Raw genomic sequence first — 24512 nt, forward strand, 5'->3', positions numbered from 1 at the left:
GTACCGGTTTTGGCTAAAGCCCGTCTATAATTATAATCTTAGCCCGTTGGCTGAAGCCAACGGCAATGAAAAAACTATTTTGCTATCATTGCCGTCACATTTATGTGACGGACCCGTAAAAGAATTAGCACCGGCTTTAGCCAAAAAAATCGCCATTATGGGTAAATGACCTGTTTGGTACAGTCAATTTTTAAAAGCGATTTCCCTGTCATAGATGATGTTTTTTTGATTTTCTATTGATTTGCAATTCTTCTTTGAACAATATAAAGAATAATTATATTAGCCTCGTCTAAGTCATAGTCGCCACTTATCTCTATAAGCTATGATCTATTTATCAAGATATACATTAACCATGAATTTAAACAATAACCGCCGTAGTTTTATCAGGAACGCTTCTATTGGCACTGTCGCCGCCATAAGTATTCCGCAAATAGTATCAGCAGCTTTAGCCGCCGCGCCCAAAGGAAAAAAAGTAAGCATTGAAAAGGGCGATGTTATCCTTTTTCAGGGTGACTCTATTACTGATTCCGGCAGAAACAAAACTAATATGGCTCCCAACAATGCCGCGGCATTAGGTAATGGTTATGCTTTAATGGCAGCCGGCGAATTGCTATTGAAGCATCCCGATATGGATTTGAAAATATTTAACAAAGGTATAAGCGGCAACAAAGTTTTCCAACTGGCCGATCGCTGGGATGCCGATGCGCTCGATCTGAAACCTAACGTATTAAGCATACATATAGGTGTAAACGATTTTTGGCATACACTAACCAATGGTTATAAAGGCACAATTGATAATTACATTGCCGATTATAAAAAATTGCTCGACCGTACTAAAGCGGCACTACCAAATGTGAAACTGATTATTTGCGAACCATTTGCAATAATGGGTGTTAAGGCTGTTGACGAGAAATGGTACCCAACTTTTGATACATTCAGAAAAGCAGCCGTTGATATTGCTGCAGAATATAACGCGCCATTTGTACCGTATCAGGCAGCATTTGATAAGGCCATAACACAGGCACCACCCGCTTACTGGACAGCCGATGGTGTACACCCATCAGCTGCCGGGGCAGCCTTAATGGCACGTACATGGCTGGAAGCGGTGAAGGGGTAGGTTTTGAGGTAAAAGGCTAAAGGTAAAAGGTTTTTGAATAGGTAGTAATATGAAAAGTTCCATTGTATTATTTGCATTTGTTTTGCTCAGCTCTTTATCTAAAGCACAAACAAAAGAAGGAGATAAAATATATTGGACGGCACTCGAAAAATATACACTTTCATTAGATACTATGGGTTTTAAAAAAGCTGAAGAAGACAAAGTTAAAACCATTTATCTGGAAAAACCGGACTTTGTAGATAGTATTCCGTCTGTAATAAATGGGTATAAAATTATACTGATCACTAATGAAAATCAGCGTAAAACATATAAAGATCATAAAGGACTTCTTACTCATACCAAGCTATTTCCGATCAGCGTACATGATAACGTTGCAGAAATATCATTTGTACCTTATCGAGGAAGACTGAAAAAACGCAATCATTATATGCTTTCAGTATCAGACGGTACAATAATTTACTTTAAGTTTGACTCTAATAAAAATCAATTTGTTTTTTCTAAAGTTAAAAATTGGGGTATTTAGCATTCTGATTTGAATGTAACCTTTCGCCTTTAACCTTTTATCTTTCGCCTCAAAAAGCGTATCTTCGCGCCAAATGATTGCTATTAACAACCTTACGTTCGAGATCGGTGCGCGGGCATTATACGATGAAGCCAACTGGCATATTAAACCCGGAGAAAAAATAGGCCTTATAGGCGCTAACGGAACCGGAAAAACCACCCTCTTAAAAATTATTGTAGGCGACTATAAACCTACATCGGGCACCATATCAATGGCTAAGGACCTTACCATGGGTTACCTTAACCAGGATCTGTTGTCATACTCGTCTGATAAAAACATAGTGCATGTGGCAATGGAGGCTTTTGAGCGCCAAAACCAATTGCATGACGAGATAGAAGTATTGCTTAAAAAACTGGAAACAGATTATACCGAGGACCTGCTGCACAAACTTAGCGATAAACAGCATGAGTTTGAATTGCTTGACGGGTATAATATTGAATATAAAGCTCACGAAATTTTAGCGGGCTTAGGTTTTAGCGAAGCTGATTGCCAGCGCAAACTAAGCACCTTTTCGGGCGGATGGCGCATGCGGGTAATGCTGGCTAAAATACTATTACAGGCGCCGGATATTTTATTGCTGGATGAGCCTACCAACCACCTGGACTTACCCTCAATACAATGGCTGGAAGATTATCTGAAAGCATTTAGCGGCGCTATTATCATTGTATCGCACGATAGGTGGTTTTTGGATAAGGTGATAAACCGTACAGTTGAATCGCGCAAAGGCAAGCTGAATGTTTACGCGGGTAATTATTCTTTTTATTTAGAAGAGAAAGCGCTACGTGCCGAAATTCAGCGTGGCGAGTTTAAAAATCAACAATCAAAAATAAAACAGGAAGAACGTTTAATTGAGCGTTTCCGTGCCAAGGCATCCAAAGCAAAAATGGCTCAATCGCGCATAAAAATGCTGGATAAGATGGAGCGGGTTGATGATGTTGATGATGATAACCCTGAAGTTAACTTTAGCTTCAAATTCAGCAGGCAATCGGGGCGTCACGTAACTACACTGGAGCATATTACCAAAAAATACCCTGCCATTGATATTTTGGATGATGCCGAAGCCATCATTGAAAAAGGCGATAAAATTGCTTTGATTGGTGCCAACGGTAAAGGTAAATCAACTTTGTTACGTATTGTAGCAGGTGCTGATAAGGATTTTGAAGGTACCGCCGTTACAGGTCATAACGTTACCCAAACATTCTTTGCGCAGCACCAGTTAGAGAGCTTGCACTTAGAGCACCAGATATTACAGGAACTGCAATCATTCGCTCCAAAGCATACCGACACCGAGCTTCGCTCAATATTAGGGTCGTTTTTGTTTACCGGCGATGATGTATTTAAAAAGATTAAAGTATTATCGGGTGGCGAGAAATCACGCGTGGCGTTAGCAAAAGCTTTAACTGCAGATGCTAACTTTTTAGTACTGGATGAGCCTACCAATCACCTGGATATGGCGTCTGTAAATATATTGATACAGGCTTTGCAACAGTACGAAGGTACCGTGATCGTAGTATCGCACGACAGGTATTTCCTGGATAATGTGGCTAACAAAATTTGGTTCATTGAGGATCAGAAAATAAAACAATACCCTGGCACCTATGCCGAGTATGATGAATGGCTGGCTAAACGTAAATTAGAGCCTAAAGCCGCTATACCTGCACCTCAACCTAAAAAGGAAGAGAAAAAGCCTGAGCCGGTTAAGCAACAGCATTCAGAAAATAAACATCAGCAGCTAAAAAAATTGAATCAGGATCTTTCTAAAATGGAAGAACAGATTGCCGGACTTGAAAAAACGGTAAAAGAGCTGGAAGCTAAATTAGCTGATGATAAGATATATAATGACGCTGCTAAGCTAAAAGAAACCAATACCACCTATTCTCAAAAACAAGCCGAATTAAAGCAAATTCAGCAGCAATGGGAAGATCTGGCTGAACAGATAATGGAGCTGGAGGCTTAAAAAATTAAAAAAAGCGTCATTGCGAGGAACGAAGCAATCTCTGCATATGCAAATTAAACAGCACAATATTGTTGAAAAGATAAAAACAAACTGCAATGCCTGCCGGTGTAGAGATTGCTTCGTTCCTCGCAATGACGTGGGGTTTTTATATTTTTTTACGTGCCTGTTTATTTCTTTATTTAGTGCCAGTTCTTTCGCGCAATCCCCATATAATGATAACGTTTACAATGCCCATATAAAAAGCGTAGAATTTTATAATACGCAAAAGCAGGCCTCCTTCCCGGCAATAGTATTAAAATCTGGCGAGCAGGTTCTGTTAGCCTTTGATGACCTGCGGGGGGGCAGTCGTAATTATTATTATACTATTGAACATTGCGATAGTAAATGGAACTCATCCAACATAGCAACTGCCGAATATTTACAGGGCTTTACTGATGACCGGTTGACGGATTACACTTATTCTTCAAATACCATTCAAAAATATACGCATTACGAGTTAAAGCTGCCCAATGATAACATCGCACCTAAAATATCAGGCAACTACATCTTAAAGGTTTATGAAGATGGCGATCGATCCAAGATGATACTTACCCGCAAGTTGTATGTAGTTGGCAACCGGGTGTCGATAGCTGCTGATATTGCAACCTCTAATGATGTAACCTTACGGCAAACCAATCAAAAGATAAATTTCCAGGTTAATTACGCGGGCCTGCAGGTACAAAATCCAAATTCGGATATCCATGTATTATTAATGCAAAATGGCCGTACCGAAACAAGCGTTTGGAGTAATACACCCACCAATATCCGAGGATCGCAGCTGATATATAATGATACTTATACCAATGACTTTCAGGGTAGGAATGAATTCAGGCACTTTGATACGCGTAGTTTAAAACTGAACTCAGACCGTATATCGCATATTTATCATGATACTGCCTATACCGTAGTTTTATTAGGCGACCCGCTTAGAAACTCGGCTAATTATCTGTTTCAATATGACAACAACGGCAGTTTTTTCATCTTAAACCAGGATGGCAGCGATCCGCGCCGCGATGGCGATTATGCACATATGTATTTTAGCCTGGCTGCCAATAAAACAGACAAAGAGGGCACGGCCTATATAGTAGGTAAGTTTAACGATTATAAAATTGATGAGCGCAGTAAAATGGATTACGAACCTATTAAGGGCCGGTTTTTCACTAACCTGTTTTTAAAACAAGGTGTGTACGATTATGAATATGTGTGGGTAGACCACAGCACAAATAAGCCCGATGATATCACCATAGAAGGTACTCATTTTGAAACGGAGAATGATTACCAGTTATTGGTTTACTACCGCCCTGCTACCGCCCGCTGGGATGAGCTGGTAGGGTACAGGTTGTTAAATACGGTAAAGAAATAAATGCCTTGAACAAAACTACCCGGTAACTGTAGTAGATACATGGATGTTGTAAAAGTTACCGTTAAAGTGGGCCAGTTAGAGTACGATTATGATATAATTAAGAATACCGATAACTATACCATAACGCAGCAGAACAAACAGGTTGCCGTAATTGAATACCGCGACGAGTGGGTGCAGATATCAGGCAAACATTTACCTGATGGCGCTATCGAAGAAATAATTCATGCTATAGAAGTAAACTACAATTAGTTAAAGTTGTAAAGTTTTAGAAACTTAAGTTTTCTTTGTTTTACGGCGATTGCAGGCACTTTTTTTTGAAAAAAAATTCCCCACCCTAAATATTACACAGGTAATAAAATATTGAGCAGGTATAGAATAATGATGTTTAAACGCATGATATTCGTACGGCTTTTTATATAAATTTCTCTCGGTTCCGACGTAACATTTATAGCTAAAATTTGCCGGTAGTAGCTATAATTTGTACCTTAAACGCTTTAAATATGAGCTTAACTTTACAATATTTCAACTTTCCAACATTACCACACAATGAATAAATTTTACAAGTTATTATTAATAGGTGCTTTGGTAACGGTTACTTGTTCGGGCATCGCGCAGCAAATAAAATTAAGTGCCAATGTTAAACAGGCATTAACCAAAGTAAGCCCGGACCAGATCAAGGCAGATATTGCCTACCTGGCCGATGATAAGCTACAGGGCCGCTTACCCGGCACCCCGGGTTTCCAGATGGCAATTGATTATGTGGTTGGCCGCTTAAAATCATTGGACGTAAAACCTGCCGGCGAGAACGGTACCTGGTTGCAGCAGGTTAAATTGCGTAAAGCTTTTGTTAAAGATCCTGCTATTTCGTTAGATAATGGCCTGCCTGTTAAAAGCGGGGCCGATTATACTATTTCGCCCAATCCTGTAATGCCCGCGGTTAGCTTTAACGCGCCATTAGTATTTGCAGGCTATGGCATTAGTGAGCCAGCTTTGGGCTACGATGATTATGCCGGGCTTGATGTAAAAGGTAAAGTAATAGTTATCACCCGCGGGTCGCCTGATAAATTTTCATCATCAGTTGCCGCACATACCATGAATGCCGCCAAAATTTTAAAGGAAGCCGCCGCGCATGGTGCAATAGGCGTAATTATGGCTAATGCCGATTCTACTTTACGCATGACGGCCGCAAGCAGAGGTGTCTATAGTGTATTAGATAAACAAGGCAACGTTGTGATAAGCAGAACGTATGCTGACAAAATAAATATGGTAGCCGCGTTTGGTTATAAACTATTTAATACTTTATTAAAACAATCGGGCAAATCAATGCCTGTATTGTTAGCACAATTAAAAGCGGGCACACCGGTATCATTTCCTTTAAATACAGGTATCCATGCTTCATACACATCAACTTATGTAGATGTGATGGGTTATAATATTATAGGCAAAATAGAAGGATCTGATCCTAAATTAAAAAAACAATACATTGTTCATAGCGCACACTTAGATCACTTAGGCGTAGGCACACCTGTAGAGGGCGATTCTATTTATAACGGCGCGCATGATAATGCTTCAGGCGTGGCAAGTTTATTAGGTATTGCCACTATATATAAAAATATCAAAATAAAACCCAAAAGGTCTATATTAACGGTGTTTGTAACCGGCGAAGAGCTGGGCGAATTAGGCTCGGGCTATTTTGCCAAACATCCAACGGTACCAGTTAAAGATATAGTTGCCGATGTTAATACCGATATGCCTACTATTATAGCACCGCTGCTGTCTGTTACAGCATTGGGTGCAGAGCATTCCTCATTATCAAAACCCGTAGCAGAAGCGGCAGGATATTTAGGTTTAGGAGTTGAGGACGACCCCGAACCCAAACAGGCGCGCTTTACACGAAGCGATCAATACAGCTTTGTTTTAGCGGGTATACCTGCCCTGCATATTAAATATGGCAGTAAAACTATGGATGGTAAGAATAATATGAACGATCTGGTGGCGCCATGGAGGGCCAAATATTATCATAAACCACAGGATGATATTAATGGTATATTTGATTTTGGTGCAGGTAAAAAATATGCGCAGCTTAATTTCCTGATTGGTTACCTGGTGGCCCAGGACCCAATTAAACCTACGTGGAACAAAGGCGATATTTTTGGTACAAATTAAAAATTAATACGTTATACTAAATAATGCTATAATGAACGGGATACTAATACAACCCATACGACTATCCACGCGTATTGTATAAAATATCCCGCTACCATTCGGAGTAGTGTGAATTAATAAATATATAGAAATGAGTAATCATATTGAGTTGGAACAGGCATCTTTACTGACAGATTTAAAGTGTCCTGAGTGTGGTACAATACATGATGCCGCTGTTATTAATACGGTTTGTATTAATTGCGCATCAACCTTATTTGCACGTTATGATCTGCATACCGGCATCAGTAAGGATATTTTATTAGGTCGCCCGGCCACAATGTGGCGCTACAGGGAGTTTTTGCCGGTTATCGACGAGAAAAATATTGTTACCCTGGGCGAGGGTTTTACACCGATACTTCCCGTTAAAAATCTTAAGAAATTTACGGGCGATAATGAGGTTTTCTGGAAAGATGAATCAGGCAACCCAACCGGCTCATTCAAGGCAAGGGGAATAAGCGCCGCCGTATCCAAAGCAAAAGAATTAGGCATACAAGCCATTGCCACACCAACCGCGGGGAATGCTGGTGGCGCGTTAGCCGCCTACGCGGCAAGCGCGGGTGTAAAGGCTATTGTGTATATGCCAAAACAAACACCTAAAGTTTTTAAAGATGAATGCCACCTTTATGGTGCCGAACTGGTAGAGATAGACGGCAACATAAGCGATTGCGGCAAACTGGTAAATGAACATGCTTTATTAAATAACTGGTTCCAGGTATCAACGCTGAAAGAGCCCTATCGCCTGGAAGGCAAAAAAACAATGGGCTATGAAATTGCCGAGCAGTTTAACTGGCAATTGCCCGATGTTATACTTTACCCAACCGGCGGTGGTACCGGGCTGATAGGTATCTGGAAGGCCTTTGATGAAATGGAGCAGTTAGGCTGGATAGACAGCAAGCGCCCGCGCATGGTAACTGTACAGTCTGAAAGTTGTGATGGTATAGTTAAAGCCTTTCACGGCGGGCAAACTGTATCAGAATTTGCTGATGGCGGGTTTACTATAGCCAATGGCCTGCGTGTGCCCAAACCTTATGCCGATAAAGTAATACTAAAAGTATTGCGCGAAAGTAATGGTACTGCCATTACCATAAGCGATGATGAAATGAGCAGCGCCCTAAAAGAAATAGCCAAAAACGAGGGTATGCTGATGGCACCCGAAGGTGCGGCCTTATGGCAAGCTTACAAAAAATTAAAAGCCACCAAATGGATACAACCCGGCGAAAAGGTATTGTTGATTAATACAGGCAGCGGGTATAAGTATTTAGAGAATATAATGTAGGGATTTTACCCATTGTCACCTCCTGTATTTATAACCCCGGACTTAAAATAACAGGGATTTATAAATCCCTGATGCAAGTAATACTTTTATTGCTATTAATAGCATAAATTGGTAAATTTGAGAAAGCAAAAATAAATATGCTATTACTAATTAACATTCAGGACAAAAAGGCCGATAGGTTTATGGAATTAATTAAAAATAATTCTGACGCGAAAGTGAAGTCGATCTCTGCGCCGGATGCGGAGCTTTTTGCAGAGATAAATGAGATTAAAAAGGCTTTTAAAAATGCAGAAAAAATAAAAGCAGGTAAACTCAAGGGCCGTTCGGCAGATGAATTGTTAAATGAGTTATAATGTTTTAACAATTGCACCGTTTGATAAACAACTAAAAAAACTTGTCAAAAAGTATCCATCATTAAAAACTGAAATAGCAAACCTTATAAGTCAACTAAAAACTGAGCCTGATAAAGGGACATCGCTTGGTAACGACTGTTATAAGATACGGCTTGCAATTGCATCTAAAGGAAAAGGTAAATCAGGCGGCGCGCGTGTAATTACCTACTTAACAATTACCGATAGTGAAATATATTTGTTATCAATATATGATAAATCGCAGCAATCAGATATTGAAGATAAGGATTTACTTCGCCTGATTGATTTAATAAGATAGCCTTTCCGTTATTCGAACACATGATTCTATACTTATCTGCCAGGAAAATAGCTATATTTGATAATAGATTTTCGCCAATTAGTAATACTAAATAAAGTATAATATGAAAAAGATAAGTTTAAGCACACTTGCGATACTGATCGCAGCTTCATCAGTAATGGCTTTAGATAAAACTCCTGTTAAAAAGGAAAAACCCAAAGCTGCAACAACAAAAAGCCTTAAAAGCGACAAATGCGTTAAAGGCTCTAAAGAATGTAAGAAAAAAGGTTGCTAATTAATTGCCACCGTTTTGAGGGAGGCTGTATCAACTCAGCTTAATTTTACTTTTGATACAGCCTCTTTTTTAGTAAGTTATCCAGCTTACGTATTATCACAGTCATACATAAATAGACTGACAAATACTTGTCAGTGTCCCATGCACCGTCCCAGGTGTATTATAGCAGCGACCGTAATTATTGCAAATTAATTCCGAAATTCGCCACATGCTGCAAATCCAACAGAACGTTTCGCTTAAAAATTTCAATACTTTCGGAGTAGAGGCCAATGCAAGTTTTTTTGCCGAGATAAACCATGAAGATGAATTGGTTGAATTGTTTATGGACCCCCAATGGCAGCAAACCGAACGGCTGGTTATTGGCGGCGGCAGCAACCTGTTGCTGATAAACGATTTTGAGGGGTTGGTTATCCGCATAAATATCCGCGGTATTGAGCATCGCATTAACCATAACGAAGTATTTATAGAAGCAGGCGCGGGCGAAGTATGGAACGACCTGGTAAATTTTTGTGTAACCCGTAATTATGCCGGGTTAGAAAATTTGAGCCTCATTCCCGGCTCGGTAGGCGCATCGCCCATACAAAACATAGGCGCATATGGCGTGGAGCTAAAAGACGTGTTTCACAGTTGTAAAGCTTTTGAAATAAGTACGGGTCAGTTTAAAACCTTTAGTAAAGATGACTGTAAATTTGGCTACCGCGAAAGTGTTTTTAAAAGCGAGCTGAAAGGGCAGTATATTATCGTGTCGGTAAAATTAGAATTATCGCTAATACCCGATATTAATTTACGCTACGGCGCGATAGAGCAGGAATTGGCTAACCGTGGTATTACCGGGCCTACTATAAAAGATGTATCGCAAGTGGTGTCACATATCCGTGTAGCCAAGCTGCCCGATCCATCAACCATTGGCAATGCCGGCAGCTTTTTTAAGAACCCGGTTATTACTGCTGATGAGTTTGGCCCGATAAAAGAAAAATTTCCCGAAATAGTAAACTATCCGGCGGGTGAAGGGTTTATTAAATTAGCAGCGGGCTGGCTCATTGAGCAATGCGGGTGGAAGGGGAAAATAGTGGGTAATACCGGAACCTGGAAGAACCAGGCCCTTGTTTTGGTGAACCACGGCGGTGCAACGGGCGAAGAAGTGTACAGCTTTTCGTCGCAAATCATAGACAGTGTGTACACTAAATTTGGCGTTATCCTACAACGCGAAGTGAATATTATTAGTTAATTTATTTTACTGAGCGGCAATTTTTCAAGTGTAATCTTAGTGTCATTCCGGGTAATTATTATTAAAATATGGTATGTAAATATCTGTAAATAAATATGTTGTGCTTTTGTTAGTGTATTAAGTACACTAATGATTATTTTAACAGTAGTTGTAAAAAGTTTGATTAATGCTTTTGTATAGTGGTATACTGTTTGTCTACATACCAATACAAAACATTTAACAAATGACAAAGATTGAGTTTAACACCCTAGTATTACGTCAGGCAAGTTCATTAAGGTCATATGCCTTACACTTCACACATGACGCAGATGATGCTAACGACCTTGTCCAGGACACGATGTTGAAAGCCATAACTTATTACAATAAGTTTAAAGAAGGCACTAATTTAAAAGGATGGTTATATACCATCATGAAAAATACTTTTATCAACAATTATCGCCGTTTTGTTAAAATGAGCACTTTTGTTACCAAGTCTGATGAAATATCATCGCCTAACCTGGTATTTAGTTCTACAAAAAACCAGGGCGAAACAAAATTTGTAATGGATGACATTAAAAAAGCTTTAGACAGGTTGCCTGAAGATTATTATGTGCCATTCACCATGTATTTTGAGGGCCACAAATACCACGAAATTGCCGACCATTTAACAATCCCTATCGGAACAGTTAAAACACGCATACATGTTGCCCGTAAATTATTAAAGAAAAATTTAAAAGCTTATGATAATGGTATTAAAAAACCAATCTATGCAGAGAATTAAGCTATATTAAACTCAACATATATACCAGGAAAGAACCCGTTTTAAGAGCGGGTTTTTTGTAGCGATTATTTTTAACTTTCTATTAATATTGTTTTGCCGGTATTTTCGATCATTCTTACCTAAATAGCGAATTAACTGACAGAAATTTGCCAGTTAATTCGCTATTTTTACAGCAATGAATCAGCAAATTACCTTAGACACAATTAACCGGGCGCATGATAGTATCCGCCCGTACATTCACCGAACACCGGTATTAATTAACCAAACCATAAATAACCTGGTTGGCGCGTCCATATTCTTTAAATGCGAAAATTTCCAGAAGATAGGCGCCTTTAAAGCGCGGGGAGGATTAAATGCAATTTTACAAGTAGCGGCAAATAATGAGGGTAAGGCCATTACTACCCACTCATCCGGCAATCACGCCCAGGCGGTGGCTTTCGCTGCGCGGATAGTTGATTTGCCGGCTTACGTAGTTATGCCCAGCAATGCCCCGCAGGTTAAAAAAGATGCCGTAAAAGGTTATGGTGCCCAGGTAATTGAATGCGAACCAAATATTGCCGCGCGCGAGGCTGGTGTAGTAGAAATAATTAATCGCACGGGCGCTGTATTGGTACATCCGTTTGATAATGACCGTGTAATTGCCGGGCAGGCTACCGCGGCTAAAGAGCTGCTGGAGGACGCCGGAGAGGATCAACCATTCGATATTGTATTTACACCGGTAGGCGGAGGCGGCATGCTTAGCGGAACCGCATTAGCGGTTCATTATCTATCGCCCCAAACAAAAGTAATTGGCTGCGAACCGGAAGGCGCCGCCGATGCTATATTATCTTTTAAAAGCGGAAAGGTAGAGAAGGCCCCTTATATAAAATCTGTCGCAGACGGTTTGCTGCCTAACTTAAGCGAACGCACACTGGCCATAATCCGCGCGTATGTAAGCGATATTTTAACCGTATCAGACGAAGAGATAATTGCTGCCATGAAACTGATATGGGAACGTATGAAGATCGTTATTGAGCCATCAAGCGCGGTGGCCCTTGCTGTTGTGCTAAAGCATAAAGATAAATTTGCCGGGCAAAAAATAGGTATCATCCTTACCGGCGGGAACGTGGATATGGGCAAACTGCCTTTTTAGCCTCATCCAATTTCTTTTTGGAGAGGACTCCGGATAAAAATTTACTATAAATATATTTCAATGCCAATTAATTTAACTTTAGCTCATCTTCAAACTCCATGTTTAATATTGGATGAGGAACGCATGGTGCGTAACATTACCCGCCTGCGTGCTCATTTAAACGGGTTGGGTGTGCCTTTGCGCCCGCATTTAAAAACGGCTAAGTCTGTCGAGGTGGCTAAATATTTAGTGGATGAGCAGCAAAACTCTGCCACTGTATCCACCTTAAAGGAAGCCGAAATATTTGCCGAAGCAGGAATAAAAAATATACTATACGCGGTAGGCATCGCCCCGCATAAATTGGTCAGGATAGCCGCCTTACGCGCTAAAGGCGCAGATATAATAGTTATATTAGATAACCTTGAACAGGCAAAAGCAATAACCGATTTTGCTAAAATTATTAACGACCGCATTCCTGTACTCATAGAAATAGACTGCGACGGCCACCGCTCTGGCATTGCGCCTGATAATGCCGAAACCATAATAGCTATTGGTAAAGCGCTTACAGATGGCGGTGCAGAATTGCGTGGCGTACTTACCCACGCCGGTAAAAGCTATACATCCCGCAATAAAGCCGAGTTAGAAATGTATGCCGAACAGGAAAGAGCAGCTGTGGTAAAAGCGGCAACTACTTTGCGCGAAGCCGGGCTGCCTTGCCCTGTAGTTAGTGTAGGCTCATCGCCAACGGCGCATTTTGCCCGTAATTTGGATGGCGTTACCGAAGTACGTGCCGGTGTGTTTGTTTTCTTTGACCTGGTGATGGCCGGCATTGGGGTTTGCAGTGTTGATGATATTGCCTTGTCTGTGTTGGCAACGGTTATTGGTCATCAAAAGGATAAAGGTTGGATTTTGGTAGATGCCGGGTGGATGGCCATGTCACGTGATAGGGGAACTTCAAGGCAAACTGTTGACATGGGTTATGGCGTAGTCTGTGATGCTAAGGGTAAGCCTTATGCCGATCTTATCATGATTGACGCCAACCAGGAACATGGTATACTGGCTATTCAGCCAAATTCAAATGCAAAACTTCCTGAATTAGAAGTAGGCGACCTGGTACGGATTTTACCCAACCATGCATGTGCCTCCGGTGCGCAGCATGATCATTATAATGTAATTAACAAACAACAACAAGTGGTGGCTAAATGGTCACGCTTTTCTGGATGGTAATATGAAAGAATCAATTAAAATAATAAAAGTAGAAGGCGCACCCGCGCCTGCCGGGCATTATTCGCCGGGTATTGCTTATAATGGCATGTTGTTTATATCGGGCCAGTTGCCGGTAAGGGCCGATGGCAGCCACACCAATACCGAATCATTCGAAGTACAGGCAAGACAGACGATCCAAAACGTATTAGGCATTTTAAAAGCTGCCGGAAGTGACGCGTCCGACCTGTTAAAAGTAACCGTATATGTAGTAGGTATTGAAAACTGGAAAATCTTTAATCAGATATACACAGAAATGATGGGCGATGCCAAACCCGCCCGCGCGGTAGTACCTGTGCCCGAGCTGCATCACGGTTATTTGGTAGAGATAGAGGCTACAGCAGCGGTGTAGGTACCTACAAGTATATACAGCCATATACACCCGTCTACACACTTATTCGTCAGTATTTAAGCATGGATTGTTTATACTAAACCTGCGTTGCAATTTGTCAGCCCCATATCAAAATGTACCGTGCATTTGTGCTTAGCCCATAACTCTTACTATAAAGCTTTACCTTCATTTTAAATTACAACAACAACTAAAATGGAATATAGACAATTAGGAGCATCGGGATTATTTGTCCCGGTATTAAGTTTTGGAACGGCCACCTTTGGCGGTGGTAATGAGTTTTTTAAAGCATGGGGTACCACACAACTGGATGATGCTAAAAAGCTGGTCCACCTGTGCCTTGATGCCGGGGTTAACTTGTTTGATACGGCTGATGTTTATTCAAACGGCTTATCGGAAGAAATACTGGGTAAGGCATTGGCAGGTTTGCGTGATAAAGTATTGATATCAACCAAAGCCACCTTTAAAATGGGTGCCGGCCCTAATGATTTTAGCTCATCACGTTATCATCTTATTAAATCATGCGATGATAGCTTGCGCCGTTTAAATACAGATCATATAGATATTTACCATATGCACGGTATGGACGGTAATACGCCTGTTGAAGAAACGCTGCGTGCATTGGATGATCTGGTTACCAGCGGCAAGGTGCGTTATATAGCCTGTTCTAACTTTTCGGGGTGGCATTTAATGAAATCATTATCAGTGTCCGAGCGTTATGGCTGGTCTAAATATGTGGCCCACCAGGCTTATTATTCGCTGCTCGACAGGGAGTTTGAGTGGGAGCTGATGCCATTAGGTATCAATCAAAATGTAAGTACCATAGTATGGAGCCCGCTGGCCTCTGGTCAGTTAACCGGGAAGTTCCGCAGGGGGCAGCCCATACCACAGGATAACCGCAGGAGCCAGGGCGGCAGCCATGGCCCGGAAACTAATTTTGAGCGCTTGTACACTATTATTGATGCATTGGATGAAGTAGCAGAAGAGACCGGCAAATCAATAGCGCAGGTATCTTTAAACTGGTTATTGCAGCGCCCAACAATTGCCAACATTATAATAGGCGCCCGTAACGAAGAGCAGCTTAAACAAAATTTAGCGTCAGTAGGCTGGAACCTTACTGTTGAGCAGATAAAGAAACTGGATGTCGCCAGCGAAATGACACCCGTATATCCTTACTGGCACCAGCGCCAGGATACAAAGCTTAATCCGTTACCTAAGTTTTATTAATAATTGGTAACAAGAATGTAGATTATAGCAGTCTATTTTGCCGGGTAAATAATAACGTCTATCTTCGAAAAGATAGACGTTATCATTTTTTATACCAATTAAACCTATCAGCACTAAAGCTGATGCAGCTCAATCTATGAAAACTAAAATTACCTTTTTAGCCTGTTTACTATGCTTTACAACCATTTGCCGGGCACAGAGCAAGCATAGCAAAACCACTTTATTTCCTACTTATAAAGGGTTGATAATGGCCGGTTACCAGGGGTGGTTTAGGGCCGAGGGCGATGGCAGCGGGTCCAAGAGGTTTGCGTATGGTAATGAACAGCGCAGCGGCATGGATATGTGGCCCGATGTTACAGAATATGCAAAAACCTATCAAACATCATTCGTGCTTAAAAGCGGGGAGAAGGCAAAGGTTTTTAGCTCGTATGATAAAAGTTCGGTCGATCTTCATTTTAAATGGATGCAGCAATATGGTGTGGACGGTGTTTTTGTACAGCGCTTTTTCGGTACAGTACGCAGCCGGGATAAAGAGTCGTCGGTAGTATTAAAAAACGCGTTAGAGGCTGCTTCAAAATATAAAAGGGCCATTGCCATAATGTACGACTTATCTGGCCTGGCTGCCAAAGGCGAAGATTGTACTAAAATAATTGACGATTGGAAATACCTGGTTGATGAATTAAAAGTAACTAACCAGGAGGGCGCAAAAACCTATCTTAACCATAACGGCAAACCAGTTGTTGCCATTTGGGGCATCGGCTTTAATACCCGTCCATTTAATATCAGAAACATCGGCATAGAAAAAGTAATAGATTTTTTAAAGAATGATCCGGTTTATGGCGGTTGCACCGTAATGCTTGGTGTACCTAACCAATGGCGCGAGCTTAGAGCAGATTGCTTGCATGACCCCTATTTACATACATTAATAAAGTCGGCAGATATTATTTTTCCGTGGAGTGTACAGCGCTACTCGCCGTTGTTGCATAATGATATGGATAGGTTTAAGGATGACCGTATTGATGATATGAAATGGTGTGCCGAAAATCATATTGATTATGTGCCAACCGTATATCCCGGTTTTAGCTGGCATAACCTGAGTGTTTATGAGTTCCCGGATGATATTAAACCGGCGGGCTCTATACCGCGGCTGGGGGGTAAGTTTTATTGGCAGCAAATGTATACGGTGCTTTCAATAGGTTCGCCTATGGTATATGTAGCTATGTTTGATGAAATGAACGAAGGAACGGCCATCTTTAAAACTACAGATAATCCACCGGTAAGCCAAAACATACAATTTATAAATATGGATGGCAAACCGTCTGATACTTATTTATGGCTAACAGGCGAAGCAGGTAAAATGTTAAGAAATGAAATGCCATTAAGCAGTAAGATGCCGGTGAGGCAATAAAACAGGTAACAATGAAGCGTATTCTGCCTGTAATAGTTATAGCTCAATTTTTTTGTACTTCACTATGGTTTGCGGGTAACGCAATTATTGGCGATATAGCTAAACAATTACATTTGGAGCCAACCTATCTGGCTCACCTGGCAAGCGCCGTGCAATTTGGCTTTATTACCGGCACCCTTATTTTTGCCATATTGAGCATTGCGGACAGGTTCTCGCCGGTTAAGGTTTTCTTTACGTGTGCAATTATAGCCGGGGTAATTAATTTGGCAGTAGTTATTAATGGAATGAGTTCGACAGAATTATTATTGCTGCGATTTTTAACCGGGTTTTTTCTTGCCGGAATTTACCCTGTGGGGATGAAGATAGCGGCAGACCATTACCAGCAGGGACTTGGAAAATCATTAGGATTTTTAGTTGGCGCTTTGGTTTTAGGTACAGCTTTCCCTCATTTATTAAAAAGCATGACAGCGACCCTGCCGTGGAAATATGTTATTTTTTCAACTTCCCTGCTTTCGGTAATTGGCGGGTCGGCGATGTTTTTGTTAGTGCCCGACGGGCCACATCGCAAACAAGGTCAAAAGCTAAATCTTATTGGGTTTTTAAATGGATTTCGTAATGTAAAGTTCCGCGCTGTTGCTTTCGGGTACTTTGGCCATATGTGGGAACTATACGCTTTCTGGGTATTTGTACCGGTAATATTAAGTGCTTATAAAAGTCATTACCCGGCTGCCGGTTTTAATGTTTCCTTATTATCGTTCCTTATAATTGCGGCAGGCAGCGTTTCCTGTGTGTTTGGCGGGTTATTATCGCAACGTTTTGGGGCGAAAAGAATAGCTTCAATTGCCTTGTTTACATCCTGTGCTTGTTGTATTGTTTCGCCGTTATTATTGTTTAGCAATTCGGCAGTTGTGTTTATTGTGTTCCTGTTTATATGGAGCATGGCCGTTATTGCCGATTCGCCGCTGTTTTCGACCCTGGTTGCTCAAAACGCGCCTGCCGAATCAAAAGGCACATCGCTAACTATTGTAAATTGTATAGGCTTCACTATCACTATTATCAGCATACAATTAATAAACGCGCTGCGAAATGAAGTAAATGTACAATACATTTACATGCTGCTTGCCATTGGGCCAATATTGGGGCTGATAGCATTGCTTAGCAACAAAAAGAGGTTTAGCGAATAAAAAATAAAATGAAAATTACAACATTAAGCGAACAGGAAGTTAAGCAACTAAGAGCCGAAACAAAAGGGACAGCAAGCAAAATACACTTTAACAACGCCGGCACTTCTTTGCCGCCTGATGTGGTGGTTGAAACCGTTGTTAATTATTTGCAGGAAGAAGCCGTTCAGGGGGGCTATGAAACCGAATTTAAATATAAGGATGAGTTAGAAAATACCTACGCTTTAATAGCAAAACTGCTAAACGCGCATAAGGATGAAATTGCCGTAGTAGAAAATGCAAGCACCGCCTGGGGACTGGCATTTAATGGAATTGACTTTAAAAAAGGCGATGAGATCATCATTTCTGAAATGGAGTATATAACCAACTTAATAGGTTTTTTAAATGTTAAAAAGGCTTATGGGGTGGTAACTAAAGTTATACCTAATGATGAACAGGGTAACTTTTCGCTATCAGCATTGGAGGCTGCTATTTCGCCGCAAACTAAATTGATAGCTGTTACCCATATCCCATCTACAGCGGGGGGGATGATACCCATTGTTGAAATAGGTAAGATAGCACGCAGGCACAACATTTTGTATTTGCTGGATGCCTGCCAAAGTGCCGGACAAGTGCCTGTTGATGTGGAAAAAATAGGCTGCGACATGCTATCGGTAACAGGGCGCAAGTACCTTAGGGCACCAAGAGGAACCGGCTTTTTATATGTAAGAAAAGAGGTGCAGGATAAATTGAAGCTTTTATTTATGGACGGCTTTAGCACCCCAACAGTAAGCGTTGATGATTACAAGGTTAGACCTGACGCCAGACGGTTCGAGTTGTATGAAAAGAGCCGAGCGCTAACCCTGGGCCTGAGTAAAGCTGTTGAATATGCTTTGAATATTGGGATAGACAGGATATGGCAGCGCATACAATTATTAGCCGGCTTTATGCGGCAGGAACTAAGAAAAGTTGATGGTATAACGGTACACGATTTTGGTGCCGAACAATGCGGCATAGTTACATTTTCTGTAGCCGGGACAGACAGCGCGGCAATAAAAAGCAAGCTGGCCGAAAAGCAGATCAATGTATCAGTTGGCCTCGCCAAATCAACACTGATCTATATGAATAAAAATCATTTAGCCAGCATTGTTAGGGCATCGGTACATTATTATAATACCGAAGAAGAGATATTGGTGATGTGTAAAGAGTTGGCAGCTATGGCGTAAGCTTAAGTGCCAATTATTTTTAGTGAACTTTTAGAAAAGTATTTAGTAAAGTTAATTAGCAACACACTCAATAAAATAACAAACAGCCCCAGTAATTGCAGACTTGAAATAATTTCGCCGGCAAATATGGTTCCTAATAAAACGGCTATAACCGGGTTTACATAAGAGTGTGTGCTTACTTGTGTAGCAGGCCTTACTGATAGTAGCCATACGTAGGCGCTAAATGCGATGATGGAACCAAAAACAATTAGATAAATTATAGCCAGCCATGCATGCATGGGTACGCGACTAATGTTAAATGTACTAAACTCGTTATCGGCAAAACTGGCGGGGATATAAACTAAGCCTGCAAAAACCATTTGCCAGGCAGTATTTATACGGGCAGGCGCATTGCTTCCCTGCCTTTTTGAATATAACCCTCCAGCCGCCCAGGCTGCGGGGCCAAACAACAATAACAATAAGCCAATTAACTGGGCCGGGCTAAATTTTCCGTTAGCCGATTTGTTTATAGCCTCGCCAAAAAGCAAAAATACACCGCCAAAACCTAATGCCAGGCCGCTTAATGTAGTTTTGCTTTTAAAGTTTACTTTCCAGTTGGCCCTGTCCAGCAATACAAACCAAATAGGATTGGTTGATACCATTATGGCTACCATAGCGCTGGGTAAGCTGCGCTCGGCCCATATTACTATGCCCATACCAACAAACAACATCAGCAAGCCGCTAACAGCCGAAGTAATTATATCTTTTTTAACCCATAGCTTGTCGCCTTTTATGGCGCACCACGCTAACAATAATCCGCCGGCAATTAAAAAACGTACAGCTCCCATCATCATCGGCGGGAAACCGTTTATAGCCATCTGAATAAAAAAGTAAGTAGAGCCCCATACAACATATACTATCGCGTAAGCAATTATAACAAGCGCTGTTGATACGTTTTTTTGATTAGTTGTCATTTATCGGCTCTTTAACACTTATTGAAGCAGCAGTAGGGGAATTTTTTGGATAAGTTATCTTTCCTGTTCCAAGCCATTCAACGGCCCTTATCACCGGCAAAATAAATAGGCCAAAAACAGGCAAGAATTTTTTAAAATGCATAACGGTTTAAGTTAATAAACAATAATACCATTTTACTGCCAATATCTGATACAGAATAAGCCCCGGTACAGCAAATAATTAGCCCTCACATTAATAAAATGACTATACTGCGTTTTATTTAGATTTCGCAACCCTAATTTAGCTAATCTGTTAATAATCAGCTTCAAAAGCTTGTTGTAGTTATGGATTTTTGTAAATTGTCAAATCAAATATTTCATTATTATGGAAAACTACAACAAAATTTGGCGGTCATTTTTCGCTATTTGTTTAATCGCAATAGGCATCCAGCAGTTAATTGTTGGGGGCTTTATGCCGGTAATTATCCCGCCATCGCCGATATGGCTTTCGGGTTGCATAGCTTGTGTATGGGTAGTGAGTATTTTGCTCATAGTCTCTTCGGCAGCTATCCTCTTTAATATTAATGCACGTACAATAGCGGTTTATCTGGGCGCGGCGCTTTTACTATTATTGTTAATTTTTCATATTCCTTATCAACTGCAAACCAACCTGCATTTTTTGGGCGGGTGGGGTAACGCGTTTAAGATTTTGGTATTAACCGGCGGCGCCTTTGTTGCAGCATTATCCTTACCAAAAACAGAAGGAGCAGGCAGAATAACCAATTTATTGGAGAAACTATTGCCTGCCGGCCGTTTCTTCTTTGCCATTACTATGGTTGTTTTTGGTATTACCCATTTTGTTTATATCCAGTTTGTGGCCATGCTGGTGCCTGCATGGACACCCTGGCATATTTTCTGGGGTTATTTGGCAGGTGTGGCATTAATTGCGGGCGGCTTGGGTATTATACTAAATATCCAATTACGTTTGGCTGCTAACGTATTGGGTGTAATTATATTTATATGGCTGATAACGCTGCATATACCCCGCGCCATTGCCGATCCATACACCGGGCATGGTAATGAAGTGGTAAGCGTGTTTGAAGCACTGGGTTTTAGTGGGATAGCATTTTTAATTGCCGCTAATGCAAAATCGCGCAAAGCTTAATCTACTTAGTGCTCTTCTATCACTGATAAAATATTACCTGCCGGGTCTTTGAACCAGGCAATGTTAGGTCCATGGTCATTACCCCGGGCAATGCCTTTTTCGTCAGTTTTTAGCTCGCCGCCGTACTGCTCAAAAGCTACACCCTTTTTTGTTAGTTCATCCACAGCCTCATCAATATTTGGCACCGGAAAATTAAGCACAGTATAAGTTGCGGGCTCATGGTTAGGTTTGGGGTAAACCATGATGTTGTTACTGCCGGCTATATACAACTCAATTAATCCCATTGGGTTATCAACTACTTCAATACCCAAAACTTCGCTATAAAATTTTTTTGCTTTCTGCAGATCATCTACAGAAAAACTGCTAAATGCTTTTGTGTTCTTGAACATAGTGATGTGTTTTTAATCCATACTAAAGTTACCTGCTAATTATTATAAAAGGGTGGTGGTAAAAGCCAATTATAAGGGTCATTTAAGACATTAACATACAGATGTATAATTAGTTTGTAGTGTTTACAGTACCTGTAATTTGAGGTGATAAGTACAAAAAGAGTAATATACCCGATAATATTTATTATTATATTATTAATTTTAATGATGATATAAGACCTATTTTTAAATTTTTAACAGTTTGTTGGTGTAAAAATTATTATATTTATATAATAACAATTTAATGCTAAACCAGGTCTAAATCAAAATCATGAGAAGAATTTTATTTATCGGCCTTACGTTATTGCCTTTTTTAGGGCTTGCGCAAGGTTTCCAGGTTAATTTGCATGGAGAAAAGCAAATTGGCATGGGCCACACAGGAACGGGATTGTTGCAGGACGGCGCTTCTGTATTGTTTAATCCGGGTGCGGTAGCAATGCTGCCGGAAAACTATATCCAAGGCGGAATAAGTCCGTTGTTCTTTAATTCGGCATTTTTAGCTGCCGGCTCAAACCAGCAGGAAAATAACAAAAACCAGGTTGCTACGCCATTCAGCGTATATGGGGTATGGGGACCTGAAAAATCGCCATGGAAAATAGGCCTCGGTGTTTATACGCCGTTTGGCGGCTTAACAGATTGGGGTACATCATGGTCTGGTAAATATGCTTTAGAGAGTTTAAATTTAAAAGCCATCTATTTTCAGCCTACTATAAGCTATAAATTATGTAATACTATAAGCATTGGGGCGGGCTTTGTATATAATCATGCCAGTGTTGATTTAACCAAAGCTATCCCAACCGCGAGCAGTACAGGCGCTGACGGCCAGGCAGAGCTAAAAGGCAGCGGAAAGGGATACGGCTTTAATGCCGGTGTATTTATAAAAGCCAGTGAAAAAGTAAACATAGGTTTAAGCTACCGCTCGAAGGTTAATACCAAGATTGACGGCGGGGCAGCAACTTTTATGGTACCAGCTTCGTTATCAGCCAATTTCCCTTCACCTAATACGTTTTCGTCATCCATTCCGTTACCGGCTACCGCATCATTAGGCGTCGGATATTATCCAACCAGTAACTGGACGGTAGCTTTTGATTTTCAATACGTAAACTGGTCGGTTTATAAATCGCTTGATTTTGTGTATGGCCAAACTACTTCTACGCTGCAAAACACACATTCGCCGCGCAATTACCAAAATGCATATGATTTTAGGGGAGGCGCGCAATACAAAACATCGCCAACTGTGGCTTTACGTTTTGGCGGCGGTTATGCATCAACAGCAGTTAAAGATGGTTATGTAACCCCAGAGGCTCCTGATGCTAACCGTATTTACGGCACCCTGGGTTTGGGTTATAAATTAGCTAAGCGGCTTGATCTGGATGTATCGTTAGAGTTTGAGCACTTAATGAGTCGCACACAAACTAATATGGAATCTAACCTGTCGGGTACATTTAAAACTGATGTTACTATCCCGGGTTTATCACTTGCTTATCACTGGTAATATTTAATAACGATAAAGATGAAGAATTTTAAAAATTACATATTTATACTGGGTGCGTTTATTTTTATAGTTGCCTGCAAACCCACTATTACCGTGCCCATTTCAAAAGGTTCGGCAGATTTTACAAGATATATTGCAGTCGGTAATTCATTAACTGCCGGCTATGCCGATGGTGGTTTATATCTTAAAGGACAGTTAAACTCCTACCCCAGCATTATTGCCAAACAAATGGCATCGGTGGGTGGTGGTAGTTTTACCCAGCCATTGTTTACAGATGCCCAGGCAGATGGCACGGGCTATCAAAAGTTAACCGGTTTTTCAAGCACCGGGTCGCCGGTACTTACTGCTGTGGCGGCTACTGCTGTGCGTGGTTCAATTACCTTACCGGGTTTAGGCACCATTCCGTTATTTACAAAATATAGCGGCGCGTTAGAGAATTATGGCGTACCGGGTATTAAACTAAATGATATTTTAAACCCGGCTTACGGCAATGGTAACCCATATTATGAACGTCTGTTACCAAATGCAAGCCCGACCAATACTACTAATTACCTTGATTTTGTAACTGCCAAATCGTTCACATTTTTTACCAACTGGTTAGGCAATAATGATGCGCTATCATACGCGACAAGCGGCGGCGCAGGTGATGTATTGACCGACAAAGCTGCTTTCACCAATACTTACACCACTTTAATAACACGTTTAACCGCTAATGGTGCAAAAGGCGCCTGTGCTACCATACCTGATGTAACTACTATACCATATTTTAACACGGTAACTGTACCACTGGTATTAGCCAGTGTGCAAAAGGCTAATCCGGCAGTACAGGCATTATATATAAGTGCACGTGCTTCAACCGATCCAACGGTTACAACATACGCGCCGCGCGCGGCAACAGCAGCCGATCTGATTGTGCTAACCTTCCCGACAAGTAAAATAGGTGTGCCTAACGCCAGCGGATATCCTTATGGGCTGCATCCGCTTAACCCTATAGAAACGCAATATGTTTTAGATGCTAATGAGATTGCCTTAGTTAAAGACTATGTAAACGCTTATAACAGTACTATTAAATCTGTAGCAGCTTCAAAAGGGTTGGCTGTGTTTGATGCCTTTGCATTTTTAACCAATTTAAAAACAAATGGATTGTTAATAAATGGAGTAGCTCTTAATACAAATTACATAAGCGGCGGTATATTCTCTTTAGACGGAGTGCATCTAACGCCGCGTGGTTACTCAATTGTTGCCAACCAGTTTATAACGGCAATTAACAATCAATATAACTCAACTATACCACTGGC

General features: G+C 41.0%; 24 protein-coding genes. 22 read left to right on the forward strand and 2 right to left on the reverse strand.

Features of this window, described 5'->3' with window-relative positions; genetic code table 11:
- Positions 1–352: 352 nt before the first annotated feature.
- From JWR23_RS03455 to JWR23_RS03545, 19 genes are all read left to right on the forward strand, one after another.
- Positions 353–1117: an SGNH/GDSL hydrolase family protein gene (locus JWR23_RS03455; RefSeq protein ID WP_299513041.1), complete on the forward strand. Its 765-nt coding sequence runs from the start codon at positions 353–355 to the stop codon at positions 1115–1117.
- Between the two features lie 49 nt (positions 1118–1166).
- The gene (locus JWR23_RS03460) at positions 1167–1640 is read left to right on the forward strand and encodes a hypothetical protein (RefSeq protein WP_299513043.1); all 474 of its coding nucleotides are present in this window, start codon (positions 1167–1169) and stop codon (positions 1638–1640) included.
- 73 nt (positions 1641–1713) lie between these two features.
- Positions 1714–3636: an ABC-F family ATP-binding cassette domain-containing protein gene (locus JWR23_RS03465; RefSeq protein ID WP_299513045.1), complete on the forward strand. Its 1923-nt coding sequence runs from the start codon at positions 1714–1716 to the stop codon at positions 3634–3636.
- Positions 3637–3682: 46 nt separating this feature from the next.
- The gene (locus JWR23_RS03470; RefSeq protein ID WP_299513047.1) at positions 3683–5038 is read left to right on the forward strand and encodes a DUF5103 domain-containing protein; all 1356 of its coding nucleotides are present in this window, start codon (positions 3683–3685) and stop codon (positions 5036–5038) included.
- A gap of 39 nt (positions 5039–5077) precedes the next feature.
- A complete protein-coding gene (locus tag JWR23_RS03475; RefSeq protein ID WP_299513050.1) occupies positions 5078–5287 on the forward strand; it encodes a hypothetical protein in 210 nt (69 codons plus the stop codon).
- A gap of 297 nt (positions 5288–5584) precedes the next feature.
- Positions 5585–7204 (forward strand): M28 family peptidase, encoded by a 1620-nt coding sequence (locus JWR23_RS03480; RefSeq protein WP_299513052.1) that lies wholly within the window; start codon positions 5585–5587, stop codon positions 7202–7204.
- Positions 7205–7334: 130 nt separating this feature from the next.
- On the forward strand, positions 7335–8519 hold the full coding sequence (locus tag JWR23_RS03485) for a threonine synthase (protein ID WP_299513054.1): 1185 nt from the start codon (positions 7335–7337) through the stop codon (positions 8517–8519).
- Positions 8520–8656: 137 nt separating this feature from the next.
- Entirely contained in the window at positions 8657–8872 is a 216-nt protein-coding gene (locus tag JWR23_RS03490; RefSeq protein WP_299513056.1) for a hypothetical protein, read from the forward strand.
- Entirely contained in the window at positions 8862–9188 is a 327-nt protein-coding gene (locus JWR23_RS03495; RefSeq protein ID WP_299513057.1) for a type II toxin-antitoxin system RelE/ParE family toxin, read from the forward strand. The genes JWR23_RS03490 and JWR23_RS03495 overlap by 11 nt, the downstream gene beginning before the upstream one ends.
- 103 nt (positions 9189–9291) lie before the next feature.
- On the forward strand, positions 9292–9462 hold the full coding sequence (locus tag JWR23_RS03500) for a hypothetical protein (RefSeq protein ID WP_299513059.1): 171 nt from the start codon (positions 9292–9294) through the stop codon (positions 9460–9462).
- Positions 9463–9670: 208 nt separating this feature from the next.
- Positions 9671–10690, forward strand: coding sequence for a UDP-N-acetylmuramate dehydrogenase (gene murB / locus JWR23_RS03505; protein ID WP_299513061.1), 1020 nt, complete (start codon positions 9671–9673; stop codon positions 10688–10690).
- A 223-nt stretch (positions 10691–10913) separates the two neighbouring features.
- Positions 10914–11450: a sigma-70 family RNA polymerase sigma factor gene (locus JWR23_RS03510; protein WP_299513063.1), complete on the forward strand. Its 537-nt coding sequence runs from the start codon at positions 10914–10916 to the stop codon at positions 11448–11450.
- A 175-nt stretch (positions 11451–11625) separates the two neighbouring features.
- Positions 11626–12582, forward strand: coding sequence for a threonine/serine dehydratase (locus tag JWR23_RS03515; protein WP_299513065.1), 957 nt, complete (start codon positions 11626–11628; stop codon positions 12580–12582).
- A gap of 60 nt (positions 12583–12642) precedes the next feature.
- On the forward strand, positions 12643–13788 hold the full coding sequence (locus JWR23_RS03520; protein ID WP_299513067.1) for a DSD1 family PLP-dependent enzyme: 1146 nt from the start codon (positions 12643–12645) through the stop codon (positions 13786–13788).
- Position 13789: 1 nt separating this feature from the next.
- Positions 13790–14176: a RidA family protein gene (locus tag JWR23_RS03525; protein ID WP_299513069.1), complete on the forward strand. Its 387-nt coding sequence runs from the start codon at positions 13790–13792 to the stop codon at positions 14174–14176.
- Positions 14177–14368: 192 nt separating this feature from the next.
- The gene (locus tag JWR23_RS03530) at positions 14369–15400 is read left to right on the forward strand and encodes an aldo/keto reductase (protein WP_299513071.1); all 1032 of its coding nucleotides are present in this window, start codon (positions 14369–14371) and stop codon (positions 15398–15400) included.
- 136 nt (positions 15401–15536) lie between these two features.
- Complete coding sequence (locus JWR23_RS03535; protein WP_299513072.1) at positions 15537–16808, forward strand: glycoside hydrolase family 71/99-like protein; 1272 nt, start codon at positions 15537–15539, stop codon at positions 16806–16808.
- A gap of 11 nt (positions 16809–16819) precedes the next feature.
- Complete coding sequence (locus JWR23_RS03540) at positions 16820–17992, forward strand: nitrate/nitrite transporter (RefSeq protein ID WP_299513074.1); 1173 nt, start codon at positions 16820–16822, stop codon at positions 17990–17992.
- A gap of 8 nt (positions 17993–18000) precedes the next feature.
- Positions 18001–19194 (forward strand): aminotransferase class V-fold PLP-dependent enzyme, encoded by a 1194-nt coding sequence (locus tag JWR23_RS03545; protein ID WP_299513078.1) that lies wholly within the window; start codon positions 18001–18003, stop codon positions 19192–19194.
- A 2-nt stretch (positions 19195–19196) separates the two neighbouring features.
- Here JWR23_RS03545 and JWR23_RS03550 read toward each other — a convergent pair whose 3' ends face one another.
- Positions 19197–20147, reverse strand: a complete 951-nt coding sequence (locus tag JWR23_RS03550; RefSeq protein ID WP_299513080.1) for an EamA family transporter — start codon at positions 20145–20147, stop codon at positions 19197–19199.
- Positions 20148–20511: 364 nt separating this feature from the next.
- On the opposite strand from JWR23_RS03550, the gene JWR23_RS03555 reads away from it, so the two are divergent.
- Entirely contained in the window at positions 20512–21291 is a 780-nt protein-coding gene (locus JWR23_RS03555) for a hypothetical protein (RefSeq protein WP_299513082.1), read from the forward strand.
- A 5-nt stretch (positions 21292–21296) separates the two neighbouring features.
- On the opposite strand, the gene JWR23_RS03560 is transcribed toward JWR23_RS03555, so the two are convergent.
- A complete protein-coding gene (locus JWR23_RS03560) occupies positions 21297–21680 on the reverse strand; it encodes a VOC family protein (protein ID WP_299513084.1) in 384 nt (127 codons plus the stop codon).
- Between the two features lie 310 nt (positions 21681–21990).
- Here JWR23_RS03560 and JWR23_RS03565 point away from each other — a divergent pair, with 310 nt between their 5' ends.
- Both JWR23_RS03565 and JWR23_RS03570 read left to right on the forward strand, forming a co-directional pair.
- The gene (locus JWR23_RS03565; protein ID WP_299513086.1) at positions 21991–23214 is read left to right on the forward strand and encodes an OmpP1/FadL family transporter; all 1224 of its coding nucleotides are present in this window, start codon (positions 21991–21993) and stop codon (positions 23212–23214) included.
- 18 nt (positions 23215–23232) lie between these two features.
- Positions 23233–24512: SGNH/GDSL hydrolase family protein (locus tag JWR23_RS03570; RefSeq protein ID WP_299513088.1), on the forward strand; the 1280-nt coding region annotated here is incomplete at its 3' end.

Source organism: Mucilaginibacter sp. (assembly GCF_028288205.1).
Taxonomy (GTDB): domain Bacteria; phylum Bacteroidota; class Bacteroidia; order Sphingobacteriales; family Sphingobacteriaceae; genus Mucilaginibacter.